The following is a 21,219-nucleotide window of genomic DNA, read 5'->3' as shown; positions in this document are numbered from 1 at the left end:
CTACAGCACGATATCCATGCCGTCATAAGCCACTTCGATCCCCCGCCGCTCCAGCAAAGCCCGCTCGGCCGAGTCTTCATCGAGAATGGGATTGGTGTTGTTGATGTGGATCAGCACCTTGCGCTGGCGGTTGAAACCCTCCAGCACTTCAAGCATCCCGCCGGGGCCGCTTTGTGCAAGGTGCCCCATTTCGCTGCCCAGGCTCTGGCCGACTTCGCAAAGACGCATCTCATCGTCGCGCCACAGGGTGCCGTCCAGCAGCAGGCAATCGGCACGCTGCATCCAGCCCAGCACTTCATCGTCGATCTGCCCAAGGCCCGGTGCATAGAACAGCGAGGCACCGCTGCGCAGGTCTTCTATGAACAGGCCAATGGTGTCGCCCGGTTGCGGGTTGCCGCGATTGGGTGAATACGGCGGCGCGTTGCTCACCAGGGGAATCGCGCGAAATTGCAAATGCCCACAGGCCGGGATACCGAACGGCTGGCGATCGAGGCCGACCGGTTGCCATTGCAATCCGCCGTTCCAGTGCTCAAGCATGGTGAACAACGGGAAACCGCTGCTCAGGTCCTGATGCACACGCGCGGTGCACCAAACGTCATGCGGACAGCCTTCGCGCAGGCTGAGCAAACCGGTGCAATGGTCGATCTGGCTGTCGAGCAGTACGACGCCAGCGATGGCAGTGTCACGCAATCGGCGCGCCGGTTGCAGCGGCGCAAAACCCTCGAGTTGCGCGCGAATGTCCGGTGACGCATTGCACAGCACCCACTCCACACCGTCGTCACTCAGGGCAATCGACGACTGCGTACGGCGCTGGGCCCGCAGGCTGCCATTGCGCACACCGGCGCACTGGCAGCAGTTGCAGTTCCACTGCGGGAAACCACCACCAGCGGCGGAACCGAGAACGCGGATGTGCATGGCGGATGCTCCAGAAGGCAGGCCCGGCCAACGCATCGGCTGGCCGGGTGATCAATCAACGGTTGGCGAAATACATCGTCACTTCGAAGCCAATGCGCAGATCGGTAAACGCGGGTTTAGTCCACATGGGTCATTCCTCTTCTTGTGCCCGGGTGATTCCGGTAGAGCCATTAATGCACGGGGCGCCGAGTGCCCGAATGCTACTTTCGAAGGAGTTGGCGGGGTGATTTGGTAGGGGGTGATGCGCAGCCATTGGCATCACACAAACCCCATGTGGGAGCGGGCTTGCTCGCGAAAGCGGTGTGCCAGTCAACATCTCTGCTGAATGACACTCCGTATTCGCGAGCAAGCCCGCTCCCACATTTTGGTTTGCGGTGTTCCTGGGGAAGTTAGAAGAACCCCAGCGGATTGATGTCGTAGCTCACCAGCAGGTTTTTGGTCTGCTGATAGTGGTCGAGCATCATCTTGTGGTTTTCGCGACCGACGCCGGATTTCTTGTAGCCACCGAACGCCGCGTGCGCCGGGTACAGGTGGTAGCAGTTGGTCCATACGCGCCCGGCCTTGATCGCCCGGCCCATGCGGTAGGCGCGGTTGATGTCGCGGGTCCACAGGCCGGCGCCGAGGCCGAACTCGCTGTCGTTGGCAATCGCCAGCGCTTCGGCTTCGTCCTTGAAGGTGGTGACGCCCACCACCGGACCGAAGATTTCTTCCTGGAACACGCGCATCTTGTTGTGCCCCTTGAGCAGGGTCGGCTGGATGTAATAGCCGCTGGACAGGTCACCCTCCAGACGTTCGGCCGCGCCGCCGGTGAGCAGCTCGGCGCCCTCCTCCTGGGCAATGGTCAGGTACGAGAGGATCTTGTCGTATTGCTGCTCGGACGCCTGGGCGCCGACCATGGTCTCGGTGTCCAGCGGATTGCCGCGCTTGATCTTGACGATCTTCTTCATCACCTCGGCCATGAACGGCTCGTAGATCGACTCCTGGACCAGTGCCCGAGACGGGCAGGTGCAGACTTCGCCCTGGTTGAAGAACGCCAGCACCAGGCCTTCGGCGGCTTTTTCGATGAATGCCGGTTCAGCGTTCATGATGTCTTCGAAGAAAATGTTCGGCGACTTGCCGCCCAGTTCGACGGTACTCGGGATGATGTTCTCGGCGGCGCAATGCATGATGTGCGCGCCCACCGGGGTCGAGCCGGTGAAGGCGATCTTGGCGATGCGCTTGCTGGTGGCCAGGGCCTCGCCGGCTTCGCGCCCGAAGCCCTGGACGATGTTGAGCACGCCCGCCGGCAGCAGGTCGGCGATCAGCTCGGCGAAGACCATGATCGACAGCGGCGTTTGCTCGGCGGGCTTGAGCACGATGCAGTTGCCGGCGGCCAGGGCCGGGGCGAGTTTCCAGGCGGCCATCAGCAGCGGGAAGTTCCACGGAATGATCTGCCCGACCACGCCCAGGGGCTCATGGAAGTGATAGGCCGTGGTCAGCTCATTGATCTCGGCAGCCCCGCCTTCCTGGGCGCGGATGCAGCCAGCGAAGTAACGGAAGTGGTCGGCCGCCAGCGGCACGTCGGCGTTCAGGGTTTCGCGCACGGCCTTGCCGTTGTCCCAGGTTTCGGTGACGGCCAAGACCTCAAGGTTCTGCTCGATGCGGTCGGCGATTTTCAGCAGCACCAGGGAGCGGTCCTGGGCCGAGGTCTTGCCCCAGGCGTCGGCAGCGGCATGGGCGGCGTCCAGGGCCTTGTCGATGTCGGCGGCGCTGGAGCGCGGGAACTCGGCGATCACTTCACCGTTGACCGGCGAGGTGTTGGTGAAGTACTCGCCATTGATCGGAGCGACAAACTCGCCACCGATAAAGTTGCCGTAGCGCGGCTTGAAGGTAATGACGGCGCCTGGAGTTCCGGGTTGTTTGTAGATCATGGTGGGCCTCTGTCTGGGTCGATGCCTGTCGTACTGACAGGCGATACGCCGATACTAGAGAGCCCCGCGCGCCAGACGAATGCATCGTTGGCAGGAGGGGCTCTCGTTATTTGGTCGTAGGTTTCACACATTCCAATGTGGGAGCGGGCTTGCTCGCGAAGGCGTCGTGTCAGCCAAAAAACCTGTTGAATGACACACCGCTTTCGCGAGCAAGCCCGCTCCCACAGGGGGTTATGCGGTGGGTTCGGGGGTTAGTGCTTGGCTACCAGATCCTTGGGCAGCTTGAAGGTCCAGAGCATGCCGCCCTGGTTGAAGTCCTTCACCCGCTTGGCCACTTCGCCGCCCCACAGCGGTACCGCGCCGCCCCAGCCGGAGAGCACCGAGACGTACTGTTCGCCGTCCATTTCCCAGGTCACGGGCGAGCCAAGCACGCCGGAGCCGGTCTGGAATTCCCAGACCTTTTCGCCGGTCTTGGCGTTGAAGGCCTGCAGGAAGCCTTCAGGCGTGCCGGTGAACACCAGGTTGCCCTTGGTGGTCAGCACCCCGCCCCACAGCGGCGCGTAGTTCTTGTGGCGCCAGACTTCCTTGCCGGTTTTCGGATCGATGGCCCGCAGCACGCCGATGTAGTCTTCGTTCAACGGCTTGATGGTGAAGCCGGCGCCGAGGAACGCCGCGCCTTTCTTGTAGGCGATGCCTTCGTTCCAGATGTCCATGCCCCATTCGTTGGACGGCACATAGAACAGCCCGGTGTCTTTGTTGTAGGCCATCGGCATCCAGTTTTTCGCGCCGAGGAACGCCGGCGCCACGAAGACCGAACTGCCCTTGGCTTCGGAACCCGGGGCACCGGGACGGCTGGCTTCGTTGTAGATCGGCCGGCCGTTCTTATCCAGGCCGGTGGCCCAGGTGATCTTGTCCACGAACGGGAAACCACGGATGAATTTGCCGTTGGTGCGGTCCAGCACGTAGAAGAAACCGTTACGGTCGGCAGTGGCCGCCGCCTTGATCTCCTTGCCCCCTTCGCTGTAGTTGAAGGACACCAGCTCGTTCACGCCGTCGTAGTCCCAACCATCGTGGGGCGTGCTCTGGAAGTGCCACTTGATGGTGCCGTCGTCCGGGTTGAGCGCCAGGCGCGACGAGGAGTAGAGGTTGTCGCCAGGGCGCAGGTGCGAGTTCCACGGCGCCGGGTTGCCGGTACCGAACAACAGCAGGTTGGTTTCGGGGTCGTAGTAACCGCCAAGCCAAGGGGCCGCGCCACCGGTTTTCCAGAGATCGCCTGGCCAGGTCTTGCCCGCCTCGCCGCCGGAGATGCCGTTTTCAACCGCTTTGCCGTCCTTGTAGACGTAGCCCATATGGCCTTCGACCGTTGGCCGGGTCCACAGCAGATCACCGTTTTTCGGGTCGTAGGCCTCGATCTTGCCCACCACGCCAAACTCGCCACCGGCCACGCCGGTAATCAGCTTGCCGTTGATCACCAGCGGCGCGGCGCTGATTGAGTAGCCTTCCTTGTGGTCGGCGACTTTCTTGCTCCACACCACCTTGCCGGTGTCCTTGTTCAGCGCCACGAGCTTGGCGTCGAGGGTGCCGAAAATCACCAGGTCGCCATACAGCGCGACACCACGGTTGATCACGTCGCAGCAAGGGCGGATGTCATCGGGCAGGCGCGCATCGTATTGCCAGAGTTTCTTGCCGGTGCGCGCATCCACGGCGAATACCCGGGAGTAGGAGCCGGTCATATACATCACGCCGTCCTTGACCATCGGCTGCGCTTGCTGGCCACGCTGTTTTTCTCCGCCGAAGGAAAACGCCCACGCCGGGCGCAGCTCCTTGACGTTGTCGACATTGAGAATATCCAGCGGGCTGTAGCGCTGCCCTTGAACGCCGAGGCCGTTGGTCACGACCTGTTCCGGGTTCTTCGGGTCCTGGAGAATGTCCTGGTCGGAAACCCCGGCCAATGCCTGGCCGGACAACAGCATGGCACTGAGCAGCAGGCTCAGGACGAAGGACTGGCGACGTGCGGGTTGGGTCATGACGGCTTCCTCTGCGGATTTTTGTTATTTCCGGAAAATTTTCCCGGTCTGGTGCAGATTCTTGAGCGCCGCTGCCCTGGCAACAATTGCCCGCAATGTGGAGTTTTCTAGTTCCTTGGTACAGGGTCGGAGGAGATGAGCAGCGAACTTTGTGCCAGACATAGATCCCCTGTGGGAGCGGGCTTGCTCGCGAAGGGGCCGTGTCAGTCACCTTTTATGTCGACTGACACTCCGCTTTCGCGAGCAAGCCCGCTCCCACATTAGATCAGGGTGGGTCAGTTATTTGCGGCGGAATCCACCCGGGTCATCTGCCCTCGCTCATAGCGCGGGTACAGATGACTGACGCTGCGGATCAGTTCATAACGACTCAGGTTGATCCCGGCGAAGCGTTCGGGGATGGGGCTGCGGATCATCTCGGCCATATCACTGCCATTGGCCGCGCCGTCGCGCATGAGCTGATCGAGCCAGGTCAGGTAATCGCGCATCTGCTCGAAGGGTTGTGGATCGCTCGACACCGGCCCATGGCCCGGCACGACCTGCGTCCAGGGCAAGCCTCGCAGGGTCGCGATGTCCGCCAGCCACACCGACAGCCCGGGACTGTTGGGCGTTGTCAGCGCCCGCTGATAAAACACCAGATCCCCGGCAAACAGCACGCCGGTTTGCTGGTCGAGAATAGCCAGATCCGCGCCCGTATGCCCACCCAGGCTCAGCAAGCGCAAATCGTGATTCCCAAAACTTTTCACGCCGGGTGTCAGCGCCTGAGTCGCCAGCACCACTTCGGTGCCACGCATCCAGTCGCCGACCATCCGGTACATATTCTCCGCCATGGCATCGCCTTGCTGGTGCAACAGCTCGCTGGTGCCGGCCAAGGCGCCGATTGGCACGTCGGTGAAGGCTTGATTACCCAGCACATGGTCCGGGTGGTGATGGGTCAGCAAGACCTCGATCACCGGCTTGTCGGTGGTGGCGGCAATGGCCTTGCGCATCGCTTCGCCGTAACGCCTGGACGGCCCGGTGTCGATCACCACCACACCGCGTTCAGTGACGATAAACGCGGTGTTGACGATGTTGCCGCCGTTGGCCTTGGCGAAATTATCGGTGCTGCCTTCCAGTAACCAGGTGTCCTGGGCGATCCGCCGGGGCTTGAGCGAGTACTCGAGTTCGGCCAGGGCCGGCAGACTGAGGCTTAACACCATCAACAGGATCCAGCGCATGCCACGCTCCTTAGGGTCAGGGGATCGACGCATCGAACTCATTGCCGCTGTTGTCCCGTAGCAGCAGGCGCGTTTGCCCTGCCCCTTCGATGTCGAAGGCCAGGTTGGGGTTTTCGCTGACCGCGGGGAACAGCTCCAGCCGGGCCAGCACTTGCTCGTTGCGGTCGCGCAGTTCGGCATGGTTGATGAAAAATTCCGGAATGCCGCTGACCATGCCGTTGTCCATGGGATGGGCCACCTGCATACGCAAACGGCTGAACCCGTCCCGGGGATAGCGCCCGCCGAGCACTTCGCCGATGCGCTCCTCCCAGCCCGGTTGAGTCCGCACCACGCTCGGGGCGGTGCAACCGCCACCCGCGGCGTCAATCAGGGTCGAGCCGACATGCCACACGCCGTCGCGGGTCAACACCGCCGCGCGCAAGGGCGTCGCCTGTTCGATGCGAATGCGCAAAGACAGCCACGGCAGAACCGAATTCAGCGGCTGGAAGTCGACGATTTTCGGCAACGGATTCAGCTCTGCCCAGGCGAGGATTTTCACCACCTCGCCATTGAACGCCCGGGCATCGATTTCCAGCGGCACCTGCCGGGCATCTTCGGCAAACGGCGGCGCCAGCAGCTTGACCCGCTCATCGAACACGAACGGCGCATTGCCCAGAAACTGCTGATGGTAGAAGGCCCACATCACCGATGGCACCGGATCTTTGCCCGGATCGATAGCGTCAGCCTGTGCAGCCAGGCTCAACCAGCAGGCCAACAGACAACTCCCTCGCCATTTCATCGCCTGCTCCTTATTGATACATCTCGGGCACGTCGTAACGCAGGCCGTAATGGCCGTAGATGGTCTTCACCGAACCGTCGCGGATCAGCGCTTCCAACGCCTCTTCCACGGCATAGGCCAGTTGACGATTGCTTTCGTGCACCGCCATGCCGATTTCCCAGAGCTGCTTGCCCATGTTCGGGTAGGCATTTTCTGCCAGCGCCAGCTGCGGGTCGGCCGCTTCGTGCACCTGCCAGTCGATTTCGCCGCGCATGGCCATCACCGCGTCGACCTCACCGGCCTTCATCGCGGCAAACGCCTGGGGTACGCCTGAATAGTGATGGGTCTTGCCAGCGAGCATGCCGTTGAACACCGAGGTCAGGTAGAACGAGGGCACGCTGTCGACTTCGACACCAATCGGGTGATGCTCGAACACCGCGACGCTGGCGACCTTGTCCAGCCTTCGGCGGTCATAGGCCACCTGCCATTGTTCGTTCTGGTACGGACCGAACATCACCACATGGCCATTTTCCAGTTCACCGAACTCATTACGCTTCTGCGCATAGTCACGGTCGTAGGGCACGCGCATCATCAGGTCGGCCAGTTGCTGGTTGTGCAAGGCACTGGCACGCCAGATGTAGTCGCGCAGGTCGTCATCGAGTTTTTCCCCGGCCGGTGCCCAGATCAGCGACAGACGCACACCGAGTGCCTTGGCCAAGGCCTCGGCGAGTTCAACATCGACCCCCTGGGGCTTTCCAGCGCGTTCAAAGCTGTAGGGGGCGAAGTCCTTGTAGACCGCCACCTTCAGCTCCCCGGCGGCGATCATTTCGTCGTAGTTGCGAACCTGCGCCTGCGCCGCCTGGCAGCACAGCCACAGCGCGCTGATCAACACCGCGAGCAGGCGCATGGGTCACTCCTCGACGCGCACAGTGTCCAGATAGGTACGCACCGCCCACAGGGCTTCCTGGCTCAGGTAGTCGGCCATCTTCGGCATGTACACCCGACCGTCGCGCACCGCGCCATGGCGCACCCGTTCGGCGAACCATTCATCGCCCGCCTCGCCGACATCGAGCATGCGCAAGTCGGGGGCGATACCGCCGGACTTGGCTTCCAGGCCATGACAGGCCGCGCAGTTCTGGGTATAGGCCGAGGCGCCGATTTCCACTGCCTTGTCGTGTTCCGGGGCGGTGCGATACGGGTTCACCGCGGCCCAGCCATCGGCATCGAGCTGCACCCCGGCGTCCTTGATCGGGGTCAAGCCTTGGGTGGCGACAGCCTGTGGCACCACATTGCCGTGGGCCCAGACGGAACCTGCACTGATCAAACCGGCCAATAGCCCGGTCACGAGCAAGGCGTTGCGTTTTGTTGTCATTGTTATGCCCTCTGGATTGCACGCAAAACCTCTTGGCAGAGGCTATGGCAGCCATCTTAGAAAGCCCTGCGCACAGCCCCCATGCTGCTTTGGTGGTCGCTACCTAGTCCCTTGGTAGTAAGGCGCTGGATGGACACCACCGGTACTTTCTGCATATTTCCTCAGCTTCACGGGCTTCCTATGCTGGCGCTACCTGTAATGGAGTGCCCTATGCGCCAGCTCATCCCTTACGCCCTGATCTACCTGCTGGCGATTGCCTGCGCCGCCGGCCTGGCCACCCAGAGTCAGGCCGCCGATGCACCCCTGCAGGTGCGAATCGGCTACCTGGGTTATCGCCCCGACGCCGGCCCGTTGCTGTCGAACGTCATCCCCGAGCCCACCGATGCCGGGCTGCGCGGCGCCGAACTGGCGATCACCGACAGCAACAGCACCGGGCGTTTTCTCAACCACGGCTACAGCCTGGTCAGCGCCAGTGTCGACAGCCCCGAGGCCTTGCTCGAAGCGGCAAAGGTGCAGCATGAACAGGGCCTGCGCCTGTTTGTGGTGAATGCCCCCGCGACCAGCCTGCGCCAATTGAGTGCGGCACTGCCAGATAGTCTGCTGTTCAACGCCGGCAGCCCCGACGACAGCCTGCGCACCAGCGATTGCCTGCCGAACGTGCTGCACACCTTGCCGAGCCGGGCGATGCTCGCCGATGCGCTGGCGCAGTTTCTGGTGTTGCGCAAATGGCAGCGGGCGCTGCTGATTGTCGGCCCGACCCCGGACGATCAAGCCTATGCCGCCGCCCTGCGCCGCGCGGCCAAGCGCTTCGGCTTGCAACTGGTGGCGGAAAAACCCTGGAGCTTCGATAACGACCAACGCCGCAGCGCCCAGGCCGACATGCCGCTGTTCACCCAGACCACCGAGTACGACGTGGTGCTGGTGGCCGATGAACGCGGCGACTTCGGCGAATACGTGCCCTACCAGACCTGGTACCCGCGCCCGGTCGCCGGCACCCAGGGCCTGACCCCGGTGGGCTGGCACAAGACCGTGGAAACCTACGGCGCCGCGCAGCTGCAAAAACGCTTTGAAGCCCTGACCGGACGCTGGATGAATGACCGCGATTTCGCGGCATGGATGGCCGTGCGCAGTATCGCCAGCGCTGTGAGCAAACTGCGCCAGGCCGAGCCAATGGCGATCCGTACGCTTGAAATCAGCGATCAGTTGCCGCTCGACGGTTTCAAGGGTCGCAAGCTCAGCTACCGGTCGTGGAACGGCCAGTTGCGCCAGCCGATTCCCATTGTCCAGCCCCGGGCGCTGGTCAGCACCTCACCCCAGGACGGCTTTTTGCACCCGTTCAACGAGATGGACAGCCTGGGTTACGACAAGCCCGAGGTCAGCTGCCGCTTTCCCTGATCCGAACATCACAACAACAAGGAATCCGCCATGCGCCGCACCCTGCTCTCTTGCACCTTGCTGCTCGCCGCTGGCAATGCCGTTGCCAGCACTGCCTGGGTCTCCAACGAAAAGGACAACAACCTGAGCCTGATCGACATGCAGACCCTGCAAGTCACCGACACCCTGCCCGTCGGCCAGCGCCCCCGCGGCCTGCTGCTGTCCCATGACAACAAGCTGTTGTACATCTGCGCCAGCGACTCGGACCGGGTCCAGGTGATGGACGTGGCCACGCGCAAGATCATCAAGGAACTGCCCTCGGGCAAAGACCCTGAACAATTCGCCCTGCACCCCAACAATCGCTGGTTGTACGTCTCCAACGAAGACGATGCGCTGGTCACGGTGATCGACACCGAGACCTCCAAGGTACTCGGCCAGATCAACGTCGGCGTCGAGCCCGAGGGTATGGCCGTCAGCCCCGACGGCAAGTGGGCGGTCAACACCAGCGAAACCACCAACATGCTGCACTGGATCGACACCAGCACCCAGACCCTGGCCGACAGCACCCTGGTGGACCAGCGCCCGCGCTTCGTCGAGTTCTCCCCCGATGGCGCGAAGCTCTGGGCCTCGGCGGAAATCGGCGGCACCGTGACCATTCTCGATGTGGCCAGCCGCACCGTGCTCAAGACCCTTAACTTCCAGATCAAGGGCGTGCACCCGGACAAGGTCCAGCCGGTCGGCATCAAGCTCAGCGCCGATGGCAAGTACGGTTTCGTCGCACTGGGCCCGGCCAATCATGTGGCGGTGATCGATGCCAAGACTTTCGAGATTCTCGATTACCTGCTGGTGGGTCGACGGGTCTGGCAGATGGCGTTCACCCCGGATCAGAAGCAACTGCTGGCCACCAACGGCGTCAGCGGCGATGTCTCGGTGATCGATGTCGACAGCCTCAAGGTCAGTAAATCGGTGAAGGTCGGGCGCTATCCCTGGGGCGTGGTGGTGACGCCATGAACGCCCTTGAAGTCAGCGACCTGAGCTTTGCCTACGGCTCCCGGGAGGCCTTGCGCAAGGTGAGTTTCAGCCTGGAACCCGGGCGTTTCGCCGCGCTGCTGGGGCCCAACGGCGCCGGCAAGTCGACCCTGATTGCCCTGCTGACCCGGCTCTATGATCTGCAGCAAGGCGAAATCCGCGTCGGTGGCTGTTCATTGCGCAGCGCGGCACGCCCTGCACTCAGGCAATTGGGCGTGGTGTTCCAGCAAAGCACCCTGGACCTGGACCTCAGCGTCGAGCAGAACCTGCGTTATCACGCGGCATTGCATGGCCTGTCCCGGCGTCAGACCGACCTTCGGGTCGACGCCGAACTGGCCCGTCAGGCCCTGACCGACCGTCGCCGCGAACGGGTGCGCGAACTCAATGGCGGCCATCGTCGCCGGGTGGAAATTGCCCGCGCCCTGTTACATGAGCCGCGCCTGCTGCTGCTCGATGAAGCCAGTGTCGGCCTCGACCCGGCGAGTCGCCTGGCGCTCAACCGGCACATCCGCAGCCTGTGTCGCGAGGAGCACATCAGCGTGCTCTGGACCACCCACCTGCTCGACGAAGTACAGCCCAGGGATGACTTGTTGATTCTGCATCAAGGTCGGTTGGTGGCCAGTGGGCAGGCCGACGCCCTGAGCCTGGAGCACGGCGGCGATCTCGGCTCGGCCTTCACTCGCCTTACGACATCAGGGGTTGTCCAATGAACGCTTACTGGCAATGCTTGCGCGGTATCGTGCTGCGCGAATGGCTGCGCTTTGTGCTGCAACGCACCCGCTTTCTGAGCGCCCTGGTGCGGCCGCTGCTGTGGCTGCTGGTGTTCGCCGCCGGTTTTCGCGCGGCACTGGGGATCGCGATCATCGAGCCCTACGACACCTACATACCGTACGAGGTCTACATCATTCCCGGGCTGGCCTGCATGATCCTGTTGTTCAACGGCATGCAGGGGTCACTGTCGATGGTCTACGACCGCGAGATGGGCAGCATGCGCGTGCTGCTGACCAGCCCCCTGCCCCGAACCTTTCTGCTGTGCAGCAAACTGGTGGCCACGTCGCTGATTTCGTTGTTGCAGGTGTATGCGTTCCTGGCGATTGCCTGGGTCTACGGCGTGCGGCCACCGGCCATGGGCCTGTTGCTGGCGTTGCCGGCCCTGTTGCTGGTGGCGTTGATGCTCAGCGCACTGGGCCTGTTGCTGTCGAACGCGATCCGCCAGCTGGAGAACTTTGCCGGGGTGATGAATTTCGTGATCTTCCCGCTGTTTTTCCTGTCATCGGCGCTGTATCCGCTGTGGAAGATGCGCGAGGCCAGCCAGTGGCTGTATTGGCTGTGCGCGGTGAATCCCTTTACCCATGCGGTGGAACTGGTGCGCTTCGCCCTGTATGAACGCTTCAATCCGCTGGCGCTGGCGGTGTGTGCGGGTTTGACGCTGCTGTTCGCGCTGCTCGCCGTGCTGACCTTCAACCCGCAGCATGCTGCCTTGCGCAAAGCCAGCTAACACCACAATCCCCGGTGGGAGCGGGCTTGCTCGCGAAGGCGGCGGCAAATTCAATAAATAAGTCGACTGATACAACGCTTTCGCGAGCAAGCCCGCTCCCACAGGGGGATCTTCATTGAACAGGGAGAATTACTACTTTAGTACTGGTTTCCCTGTCTATCGTCGCATTCCCAACGCCCCCCGACTGGCATGTAATAGGTCCATAACTATAAGGACCGAACCCATGCCGCGAGCCCGACGTTGCCTGTTGCGCCCTACTCTCGCCGCCCTGTCGCTGGGCCTGCTGCTGAGCACCGCGCAGGCCGACACGGCGCTGTTCTCCACCGACGGCTATCGCATCGGCCTGTACCGCAGCCCGACGCCGGAACAACTGCAAGGCGCAACCATCATCGACACCCCCGCCCTGCAAACCCTGCTCGGCCAAACCCCGCGCCCGGTGCTGATCGATGTCTACCGCCGTCAGTGGCTGCAAGGGCAGTTCATCGAAGACCAGCCCCATGAAAACCTGCCCGGCAGCCATTGGCTGGCCAATACCGGCGACGGTGACCTGACGCCCGCTTGGCAGGATTACTTTTCCCGGAACCTGAAATCACTGACTGGCGGCGACCCGACGCGACCGCTGGTCTTCTACTGCCGCTCCGACTGCTGGTTGAGCTGGAATGCGGTCAAACGCGCAGCCACCATGGGCTATAAGACTCTGTATTGGTATCGCGATGGCCTGGACGCCTGGCAAGCGGCCAATCTGCCGGTTTCGCCAGCAAAGCCCGCCCCCTTTCCCTGAGCTTTACGCGTGCGTGTTGTTGCCACACCATAATCAAAATAATGAGGTGAAAGGCCATGTACAAAATCCTGATTGCCGACGATCACCCGCTGTTTCGCGAAGCCATTCACAACGTCATCAGCGACGGTTTTGCCGGCAGCGAAGTGATGGAAACTGCCGACCTGGACAGCGCCCTGGCGCTGACCCAGGAACACGATGACCTGGACCTGATCCTGCTCGACCTGAACATGCCCGGCATGCACGGGCTCAATGGCCTGATCAATCTGCGTAACGAAGCGCCGACCATTCCGGTGGTGATTGTCTCCGCCGAGCAGGACAAACAGATCGTGCTGCAAGCCATCACCTACGGTGCGGTGGGTTTCATCACCAAGTCTTCACCCCGTACCCAGATGACCGATGCCATCCAGCAGATTCTCAATGGCAATGTCTACCTGCCCCCGGACATCATCCGCACCGCAAAAAGCAGCACCCACCGGCGGATGAACGACACCCCGGGCTTCCCGCCCGAACTGCTCCAGGCCCTGACCCGCAAACAACTGCAGGTGCTGGAACGCATGACCAAGGGCGAATCGAACAAGCAGATCGCCTACACCCTGGAAATCGCCGAGACCACGGTCAAGGCCCATGTCTCGGCGATCCTGCGCAAGCTCAACGTGCACAACCGGGTGCAGGCGATCCTGAGTGCCGGGGATATTGATTTCGGGTCTTATCTGCGGCGTTGAGTCAGAGAGACCGCGGCGCGCCCTTCGCGAGCAAGCCCGCTCCCACACTGGACCTGCGTCGTACACAAAATCTGTGTTTGATGAGGATCAAATGTGGGAGCGGGCTTGCTCGCGAAGAGGCCAGCACCGACACCCAGAAAATCAAGGCCTGCCGAGCAAATGACTCATCGCCGTCTTCAGCTTCATCGGCCGCACCGGCTTGTGCATCAGGGTGTGGCCGAGTTCGCGGATCTGCTGCTTGAGTTCATTGCTGTAGTTGGCCGTGATCATCATCGCCGGGACCGGTGACGCGCGCCGGGCATTGATCCGGGCCACGGCGTCGACACCGTTGCGATCGTTGTCCAGGTGGTAATCGGCAATCAGCAGGTCGGCCTCGGCGTGGTAGTTGTCCACTTGCCGCGCCAGGTCCTCCTCCGAGAGCGCCGTCACCACCCGACACCCCCACCCCTCCAGCAAGGTGCGCATGCCGGCACAGATGGTCGCGTCATTGTCCAGCACCCATATCCGCGCACCGCGCAGGCGCTCAAGCATCGGCTCGCTCATCTGCAACGTCGGCGGCGGTTTCGGCGCGGTGGCGCTCAACGGTACTTCGACCGAGAACATCGAACCCCGGCCCGGCCACGAGCGCACATGAATGCGATGCCCGAGGATGCCGGCAATCTTCTCGACAATCGCCAGGCCCAGGCCCAGGCCGCGATCCTGATCGGGTCGCTGCACATCACCGCGCTTGAACTCCTGGAAAATCTCCTCCAGGCGATGCTCGGCAATGCCCATGCCGCTGTCCCAGACTTCGATCGTCAGGCACTGATGATGCCGCCGGCAACCGAGCACCACGCGACCACTGTAGGTATAGCGGATCGCATTGCTCAGCAGGTTGCGCAGAATCCGGGCGAGCAGCTGGATGTCACTGCGCACCAGCGCCGAACAGCCGATGAAGTGCAGTTGCAGGCCTTCACTGCGCGCCACCTGGGTGTATTCGGCGGCCAGGTTGTCCAGCAGTTCACTGAGGGCGAACGGCGCAATGTCGGCTTTGATCACCCCCGCATCGAGCTTGGAAATATCCACCAGGGTGCCGAGCAGGTTCTCCACGTCTTCCAGGGAATTGCTCACGTTGCGCACCAGAACTTCGCTGGACATCGGTTCGCGCCGCTCCAGCAAGGCACTGGTAAACAGTCGAGCGGCATTCAACGGTTGCAGCAGGTCATGGCTGACGGCGGCGAGGAACTTGGTCTTCGACAGGTTGGCCTGCTCGGCTTCCTGCTTGGCCTCGCGCAAGCGTGACTCGACCAGGCGACGCTCATCGATCTCGCGCAGCAGTTGGTCATTGAGGGTAGTCAATTCCGCCGTGCGCTCGCGTACCCGCAGCTCAAGGTTCTGATAAGCCTGATGCAACGCCTCGGCGGTGCGCCGGCGTTCGGTAATGTCGCGGATCAGCACGAAAATCCCCACCACCTCGCCACTGGCCAGACGGTTGGGCACATAGGAGCGCAGCATGTAGCGCTCCTGATTGTTGACGTTGGTTTCGGCGAATTCGAACGTCACGCTCTCGCCCGCCAGCGCCCTGGCCACGTAGGACTCCAGCCGCTGGTAATGCTGTTCGCTGTGCACTTCGCGCAGGCTCTGGCCGAGCATCACGCCGCGGGGCCAGCAGTACCACTCTTCGTAGACCTTGTTGGTGAACTCGTAGACCAGATCGGCATTGAGGTAGGCAATCAATGCAGGTACGTGATCGGTGATCAGGCGAATCCAGTGCTCGCTTTCACTCAGCGCCTCGGCGTGCTGATAGCGTTCGGTAATGTCGGTGAAGGTGTTGACGAAGCCGCCGGCGGGCAACGCATGGGTGCGGATTTCCAGGACCCGGCCATCGTACAGGCGCTGTTCGCATTCGCGTACCGGTCGTCCGTTGCCATCGCGACTGGCCGGGGTCAGCAGGTTCAACTCGCTGTCGGCGATTACTTCGGCAAACGGGCGATGGGCCGCCACGGGCGCCAGGCCGCTCAACTCCAGGAAACGCCGGTTCCACAACTCCAGAATGCCCTCGGCGCTGACCATCGCCACCCCTTGGGACAGATTGTCGACCGCCCGTTGAAGCAGATGCGACTTCTGCGCCACCGCCTGCTCCCGGCGTACGGTTTCGCTGAGTTTGACGTCGGTAATGTCGGTGAACAGAATCACCCGCCCCCCTTCCTGGGTCGGCCGCTCGCTGACTTGCAGCCAGCGCCCGTTCTGCAGGCGGTAAAGCAGGTTTTCGTCGGCATGCCCGCGTGGCTCTTCGGTGAACAGGCCGTTGTTCATCATCAGCCGCTTGACCTCGGTCAGGCGCATGCCGGCATTGATCCGCACCCGGCTGTTGCTCCAGAACGCCTTGAACCGACTGTTGAACAGCACGATGCGCTGCTCGGCGTCGAACAGGACGAAGGCGTCGGAAATGCTTTCAATGGCATCGATCAGGTGTTGATGCGCCGTTTCCGCGCGCAGGCGGGCTTCGCTGAGCAAATGATTACCGGCCTTGAGTTCGGCCATGGCCTGGTTCAGGGCATCGGTGCGTTCGCGCACCTGCTCGGCCAGCACCACCGAATGCTGGAATGCCGCGTACGGATCGTTGCCGCGGGTCACCCCGGACTCGACCCGTTCGATCAGCGCGCCATTGATGCGCTGCAGTTTATGGTTTTCCAGGCGCAGCCTGGCCAGCTCGGCCTGCAGCTCAGCGATGTCCTGGGGCACGGCCACGGGCAATGGCAACGCCGGTGAAGGTCTGGTTGATGTGCATGCCATTGAACTGTTCTCCGTAGGTGTTGAAACCCATCACCCGTTGCTCACGCAAAAACGTGCCGATCTGATCAAGACTACCGTCGTCTTCGAGTTCCAGACGCCGCAGGAAACAGTCGCAACCGATGGTCAGCAGCAAATCACCCAGGCGCTCCTGCAAACCCTCGAACAGGCTTTGCAGGTTCGGCAGCATCGGCCCCGGAGTCATGGCGGTGAGGACGATGCCGTTTTCCACGGCGCAGTAGAAGCTCAGGCTCAGGTCCGGATGCACCTGCTGGATGGCCCGCACGTAGTACTGCTGATTGATCCGCACTGCCAACGGGTGCGCGGCGAAGACCCGGTGATCGAGTTGCGCCACCGGCACGCCGATGTGCCGGGCGTACTCGGCGGCGGCTGGCTCGGCATTGAGTTCAAAGACCCGGCGCAAAGTGCTGTCGGCCCCGGTGACCACCAGCTTTTCGGCGCGGGGCAGCACGTGGTGGGTGGTGAACACTTCGAAATCCAGCCAGGTATTGACCAGCACCACCACGGCCGCGCCGCTGTGGAACTCGCCATCGAAGTACACATGGGTATGGGTCAGGTAGTTATCGTCGCCGGCCGAGCCGCCGAAATGCGGAATGTCGCCCAATGCCGCGCTCAAGGCCGCCAGGACCATTTCTTCACGGCTGGACAGGCCATCGAGCAAGGTCAGGGCAAAGCTGTTGCCCTTGATCGGGGCCAGGGTGTTGCTGCGACAGCCACTGACCAGGCGCTCGACCATTTGCTGGGCGTCGATCAGGCTGAAGTGCTCCATCTGGTCGATCAGCTCGATCGCGATGGAAAAGTGCCGATGATCGAAACCCACCGCCGTCACGCAATTGCGTCCGTAGCCCAGCGGGGTGATTTCCCCGGCGCTGGTGCAGCCCGCCAGGCGAATGCCGCCGAAGCTTTGCTGCAAGGCCTGCCCCAGCGCCTGCAAGTCGTACTCGGCGGAACAGAAGAACAGCACGAACCCCAGGTGCGGGTGTAACAACTGTCGTGCCAGTTCCTGCGCGACCTGCCGGGCATCGGTGGCCTGGGACATCGCACTGACGATTCCTTCGTTCTGGACCGACTGCATCGTCACCTCCGGCAGGTGCGTGTGTATGAGGCACGAGTGTACGAAGTCTGTGAGGTGCGACGAATGCTACTTGGGTAGCGGGTAGCCACTTCGATGGGATGAGACGGTTGGCGACCCTCGCCGCGATGCGCACGGCCAGGGCCACCTCCCGGGGTTACCAGGTCAGCACCGCACCCACGGCAAAGGTGTCGGTGTCTTCGTTCTGCTCGTCGGTGTCGTGGCCATTGATTTCGAACTGGTTGTACTCGGCCACCAGCTTGAGGTTGTCGTTCACGTCATGGAACAACGCGATGCCGCGGGTCTCGTAGTCCGCACCGCTGCCGACCACACCGTTGCCATCGTCATTGGTCTTGCCATAGGACAAGGCCAGGCGGTTCTTGCCCAGTTTGTAGGAGCCCTGCATCAGGTAGCCGTTGCTGTCGACATTGCGCAGGGTCGGCTCGCCGGCATTGTTGGTGAAAAACGGGTTGATGCCCTTGGCCTGGAAACCGGAACCGGTGAGGGACAAGCCGCCCATCTTCGCCTGCACGCCATAACCGACACCCTTGGAGGTGACGGTCTCGACCGTGGAATCAGTGTTGTCCGAGGTCTGGTAGCTGCCGTTGACCCAGCTGTAGATCTTTGCCCCGGCCAGGTCGAATTGATAGGTGACTTCGCTCTCGGTACGCGGGTTTTCCTGATAGGCCTTGCCCGTCGGGCTGCTGTCGTTGGTGTCCACCGGGTCCATGATGCCGACCGCCACGCGCAGACCGTCCATCACCGGGGTGCGATAGGTTATCTGCGAGGTCGGGAACGGATACGGATAACCGGTGCCGATGTTGCCGAACGACACCCCGCCGCCATCCACCAGCCCCAACGTATCGCTGACCTGACCGTAACCGGCGAGCATTTCGTCGAGCAGGATGTTGGAACGGGCGAACAGCCCGAAGTCCTTGCCGATCAGCACCTCGCCCCACTCCGGGTTGGCCACGGTGCCGAAGAACTGCCGCACATCGATGGCGGTGTCGGTGCCGTTGGTTTCGCTGTCGTTGATGGTGACCCAGAACGAGGCACGGGCGCCGAGCTTGAGGTTGTCTACCTGCTTGCCCATGTTGAACCCCAGGTAGTTGGGCAGGAACCCCATCTTGACCCGCGACTGTCGACGGTCGAACTGATCGCCGGCGCGATCGACATCGCTGTTCACGTAGAAGGCGTTGATGTAGCCGTCGGTGGAGAACGTGGTCTGGTCCTTGTCGTACAGCATGATATCCGCCTCGGCCAGCGGGCTCAGGCCAAGGGCGGACAGGCTGGCGATGAAGGCAGGCAGAAAACGATGCGTGACGTTCTTATTGTTGTGCATGGCGCGCTCCGAAACGGGGGACTGAGTGTCGGAGGCGATTATCGAAACCTGACGGGCGGCGCCATACGCTGCCTTGGGGCTGGTTTTCAGGTGCTTTGGATTGGCTGACGGTGTGTGACCACTATGGCGTAAGACCGCGTGTCGGTGAGACTCGCCACTAAGGGTGTAGGCCTGTGGACCCCACTGGCGTCCACAGGAACCGGTACCGGTCAGGCGTTGGCCCTGAACAGCATGTAGGCGGCGACCACGACGCAGATGCTGGCGAATCCGACCTGCAACGCCCGCGCCGGCACCCGGGCGCAGAGCTTGCGGCCGATGATCATGCCGACGATGCTGGAGACGATGAAGGCAATGCCCGAATCGTCGATGCGCACCCCGGCATGGAACGCGCCGATCACGCCGATGCCGGAAATCAGGCTGATCACCATCAGCGACGTGGCGATGATCCCGCGCATCTGCACGTCGGTCAGTTGCTTGAAGGCCGGGACAATCAGAAAGCCGCCGCCCACCCCCAGCAATCCAGAGACCACGCCGGTTACTGCCCCGAGCGCGGCGAGGGTCGCGGTGCATTTGGCGGTCCAGGAAAAGCGCCCGGTCTGTTGATCGAGCATGCAGTTCTTCTGGCCCCAGTTGGCCTGACCATGGTCGCTGGGACCCTCGTCCTTGCGCTCGCGGCGCAACATCCGCCCGGCCACCATGACCATCAGCAGGCTGAACAGGATCATCAGGATTTTTTCCGGCAACTGATGGGCAAAGTAGATGCCTATCGGCGAAAACACCGCACCCAATGCCGCGATCAGCAGCGCTGCGCGATAACGCACCAGGCCATGGCGCAAGCCGTCGATGGCACCGACCGCTGCCGCACTGCCTACCGCGAACAACGCCACCGGAGCGGCCTGGGTCATGCTCCACCCCAACCCCAACACCAGGGCCGGGACCGCAAGGATACCGCCACCGGCGCCCGTCAAGCCGAGCACCAACCCCATCACTACACCAAACAGACTTGCCAGCAACATACGGAGTTCTCAGTCGACCCTGGACACACGTGTCAGCCACTCGCGGCCCTTGAGCATACCGTTCCAGTAGAACCACGGTAGCAGTGTCGCCTTCAGCCACCACGCCGAGCGGCGCGGGATCGTCGGGTCAAGGGGAAAGGTCGGCAGCAACTTGCCCGCGTACCCGAACTCGGCAAGGATCACCTTGCCCTTCTCCACCGTCAGCGGACAGGAGCCATAGCCGTCGTACTTCAGCGGCAGCGGTTGCTGCTTGCGCAAAGCCAGCAGGTTTTCGGCCACCACCACGATCTGCTTGCGCACCGCCGCAGCAGTTTTTGCATTCGTGGTGCCGCAGATATCACCCAGCGCGAACACACCTGGATAGCGCGGATGTTGAAGGGTGTGGGGATCGACCTCGCACCAGCCGGCGGCGTCGGCCAGCGGACTTTGGGCGATGAAGTCCGGGGAGACTTGTGGTGGCACGACATGCAGCAGGTCAAAGGTTTTTGCCTGGCGGGTAACATTGCCATCGGCATCCTTGACGTCGAACCACGCGGTTTTCGCCGGGCCGTCGACCTTGACCAGATTCGAGTTGAACGCCAACCGGGCTTTGTACTTTTCGATGTACTTCATCAGTGGCGGGACAAAGGTCGGCACTCCGAACAGTGCCGCGCCCGCAAGATTGAACTCGACGTCGATGTTGTTCAGCACACCGCTCTTGGTCCAGTGATCGCAGGACAGGTACAGCGCCTTTTGTGGCGCTCCGGCACATTTGATCGGCATGGCCGGCTGGGTGAACAGCACCTTGCCGCCGCGCAATGTCTGCACCTGGTCCCAGGTGTAGGTCGCGTGCCGGTAGCTGTAGTTGGAGGTCACGCCGTGCTGGCCGAGGGTGTCCTCCAGACCTTCGATTTTCTCCCAGGCCAGGCGCAGGCCGGGACAGACCACCAGGTTTTGATAGCCGACCGTACGCCCGTCACCGAGGGTGAGTTGGCGCTTGTCGGGATCGATGCCCGTCACGGCAGCCTGCAGCCAATGGGCCCCGCGCGGCATCACCGACGCCATGGGCCGCACGGTGTTTTCCACGTTGTAGGCACCACCGCCGACCAGCGTCCAGGCCGGTTGATAGTAGTGCCGGGAGTCGGGTTCGATCACGGTGATGTTCAGATGCGGGCTACGCTTGAGCAGGCTGGCGACAAAGCCGATGCCTGCCGTGCCGCCGCCGATGACCACGATATCTGCACTGATGGATGGGCCCCAGTGTTGATCGTTCATTGCTTGTTCCTTTTGCTGCACGCAAGGATTGTTACGAGTCAAACCACAAAACCTGTGGGAGCGGGCTTGCTCGCGAAAGCGGTGGGTCAGCCAATGAAGGTGTCGACTGACACTATGTCTTCGCGAGCAAGCCCGCTCCCACA

Annotated in this window: 19 protein-coding genes; 6 read left to right on the top strand and 13 right to left on the bottom strand. The window is 62.3% G+C overall.

Annotated features, from left to right (window positions below; genetic code table 11):
- The 8 genes from pqqB to pedF form a co-directional block, all read right to left on the bottom strand.
- Nucleotides 1–915 (bottom strand): pyrroloquinoline quinone biosynthesis protein PqqB, encoded by a 915-nt coding sequence (gene pqqB / locus KGA98_RS09155; RefSeq protein WP_223502135.1) that lies wholly within the window; start codon nt 913–915, stop codon nt 1–3.
- Between the two features lie 55 nt (nt 916–970).
- Nucleotides 971–1,042 carry a pyrroloquinoline quinone precursor peptide PqqA gene (pqqA, locus tag KGA98_RS09150; protein ID WP_003253598.1) on the bottom strand — a complete coding sequence of 24 codons (72 nt, stop codon included), beginning with the start codon at nt 1,040–1,042 and terminating at the stop codon, nt 971–973.
- A gap of 262 nt (nt 1,043–1,304) precedes the next feature.
- Complete coding sequence (locus tag KGA98_RS09145; protein ID WP_218498250.1) at nt 1,305–2,825, bottom strand: aldehyde dehydrogenase family protein; 1,521 nt, start codon at nt 2,823–2,825, stop codon at nt 1,305–1,307.
- A 251-nt stretch (nt 2,826–3,076) separates the two neighbouring features.
- Nucleotides 3,077–4,852, bottom strand: coding sequence for a PQQ-dependent methanol/ethanol family dehydrogenase (locus KGA98_RS09140; protein ID WP_057715194.1), 1,776 nt, complete (start codon nt 4,850–4,852; stop codon nt 3,077–3,079).
- Nucleotides 4,853–5,127: 275 nt separating this feature from the next.
- Nucleotides 5,128–6,066, bottom strand: coding sequence for a quinoprotein relay system zinc metallohydrolase 1 (locus tag KGA98_RS09135; RefSeq protein WP_223502134.1), 939 nt, complete (start codon nt 6,064–6,066; stop codon nt 5,128–5,130).
- A gap of 16 nt (nt 6,067–6,082) precedes the next feature.
- Nucleotides 6,083–6,844: a quinoprotein dehydrogenase-associated SoxYZ-like carrier gene (locus KGA98_RS09130; RefSeq protein WP_223502133.1), complete on the bottom strand. Its 762-nt coding sequence runs from the start codon at nt 6,842–6,844 to the stop codon at nt 6,083–6,085.
- 10 nt (nt 6,845–6,854) lie between these two features.
- Nucleotides 6,855–7,730: a substrate-binding periplasmic protein gene (locus tag KGA98_RS09125; protein WP_223502132.1), complete on the bottom strand. Its 876-nt coding sequence runs from the start codon at nt 7,728–7,730 to the stop codon at nt 6,855–6,857.
- 3 nt (nt 7,731–7,733) lie between these two features.
- On the bottom strand, nt 7,734–8,195 hold the full coding sequence (gene pedF / locus KGA98_RS09120) for a cytochrome c-550 PedF (RefSeq protein ID WP_154908896.1): 462 nt from the start codon (nt 8,193–8,195) through the stop codon (nt 7,734–7,736).
- 210 nt (nt 8,196–8,405) lie between these two features.
- On the opposite strand from pedF, the gene KGA98_RS09115 reads away from it, so the two are divergent.
- The 6 genes from KGA98_RS09115 (at nt 8,406) to KGA98_RS09090 (ending at nt 13,599) form a co-directional block, all read left to right on the top strand.
- Nucleotides 8,406–9,590 carry an ABC transporter substrate-binding protein gene (locus KGA98_RS09115; protein ID WP_223502131.1) on the top strand — a complete coding sequence of 395 codons (1,185 nt, stop codon included), beginning with the start codon at nt 8,406–8,408 and terminating at the stop codon, nt 9,588–9,590.
- A 30-nt stretch (nt 9,591–9,620) separates the two neighbouring features.
- Complete coding sequence (locus KGA98_RS09110) at nt 9,621–10,580, top strand: YVTN family beta-propeller repeat protein (RefSeq protein ID WP_090454965.1); 960 nt, start codon at nt 9,621–9,623, stop codon at nt 10,578–10,580.
- Nucleotides 10,577–11,308, top strand: coding sequence for an ABC transporter ATP-binding protein (locus tag KGA98_RS09105; RefSeq protein ID WP_223502130.1), 732 nt, complete (start codon nt 10,577–10,579; stop codon nt 11,306–11,308). Before KGA98_RS09110 ends, KGA98_RS09105 begins: the two co-directional genes overlap by 4 nt.
- Complete coding sequence (locus KGA98_RS09100) at nt 11,305–12,096, top strand: ABC transporter permease (RefSeq protein WP_057715202.1); 792 nt, start codon at nt 11,305–11,307, stop codon at nt 12,094–12,096. Before KGA98_RS09105 ends, KGA98_RS09100 begins: the two co-directional genes overlap by 4 nt.
- A gap of 223 nt (nt 12,097–12,319) precedes the next feature.
- Entirely contained in the window at nt 12,320–12,877 is a 558-nt protein-coding gene (locus KGA98_RS09095; RefSeq protein WP_223502129.1) for a PQQ-dependent catabolism-associated CXXCW motif protein, read from the top strand.
- A 56-nt stretch (nt 12,878–12,933) separates the two neighbouring features.
- Nucleotides 12,934–13,599: a response regulator transcription factor gene (locus KGA98_RS09090; RefSeq protein ID WP_154860163.1), complete on the top strand. Its 666-nt coding sequence runs from the start codon at nt 12,934–12,936 to the stop codon at nt 13,597–13,599.
- A gap of 141 nt (nt 13,600–13,740) precedes the next feature.
- On the opposite strand, the gene nahK is transcribed toward KGA98_RS09090, so the two are convergent.
- The 5 genes from nahK to KGA98_RS09065 form a co-directional block, all read right to left on the bottom strand.
- Nucleotides 13,741–16,374 (bottom strand): hybrid sensor histidine kinase/response regulator NahK/ErcS', encoded by a 2,634-nt coding sequence (gene nahK, locus KGA98_RS09085; RefSeq protein ID WP_150814567.1) that lies wholly within the window; start codon nt 16,372–16,374, stop codon nt 13,741–13,743.
- Nucleotides 16,304–17,467, bottom strand: a complete 1,164-nt coding sequence (gene nosP, locus KGA98_RS09080; RefSeq protein WP_090454961.1) for a nitric oxide-sensing protein NosP — start codon at nt 17,465–17,467, stop codon at nt 16,304–16,306. The genes nahK and nosP overlap by 71 nt, the downstream gene beginning before the upstream one ends.
- Before the next feature lie 154 nt (nt 17,468–17,621).
- Nucleotides 17,622–18,806: a porin gene (locus tag KGA98_RS09075; RefSeq protein ID WP_223502128.1), complete on the bottom strand. Its 1,185-nt coding sequence runs from the start codon at nt 18,804–18,806 to the stop codon at nt 17,622–17,624.
- A 209-nt stretch (nt 18,807–19,015) separates the two neighbouring features.
- A complete protein-coding gene (locus tag KGA98_RS09070; RefSeq protein ID WP_090454959.1) occupies nt 19,016–19,822 on the bottom strand; it encodes a sulfite exporter TauE/SafE family protein in 807 nt (268 codons plus the stop codon).
- A gap of 9 nt (nt 19,823–19,831) precedes the next feature.
- Entirely contained in the window at nt 19,832–21,076 is a 1,245-nt protein-coding gene (locus KGA98_RS09065; RefSeq protein ID WP_223502127.1) for an FAD/NAD(P)-binding oxidoreductase, read from the bottom strand.
- Nucleotides 21,077–21,219 lie beyond the last annotated feature (143 nt).

The sequence above is a fragment of the Pseudomonas sp. BF-R-24 genome (assembly GCF_019947335.1).
Classification (GTDB): domain Bacteria; phylum Pseudomonadota; class Gammaproteobacteria; order Pseudomonadales; family Pseudomonadaceae; genus Aquipseudomonas; species Aquipseudomonas jessenii.
Note: the sequence above shows the minus strand (reverse complement) of the source record. Positions and strands in the feature narration are given on the sequence as shown.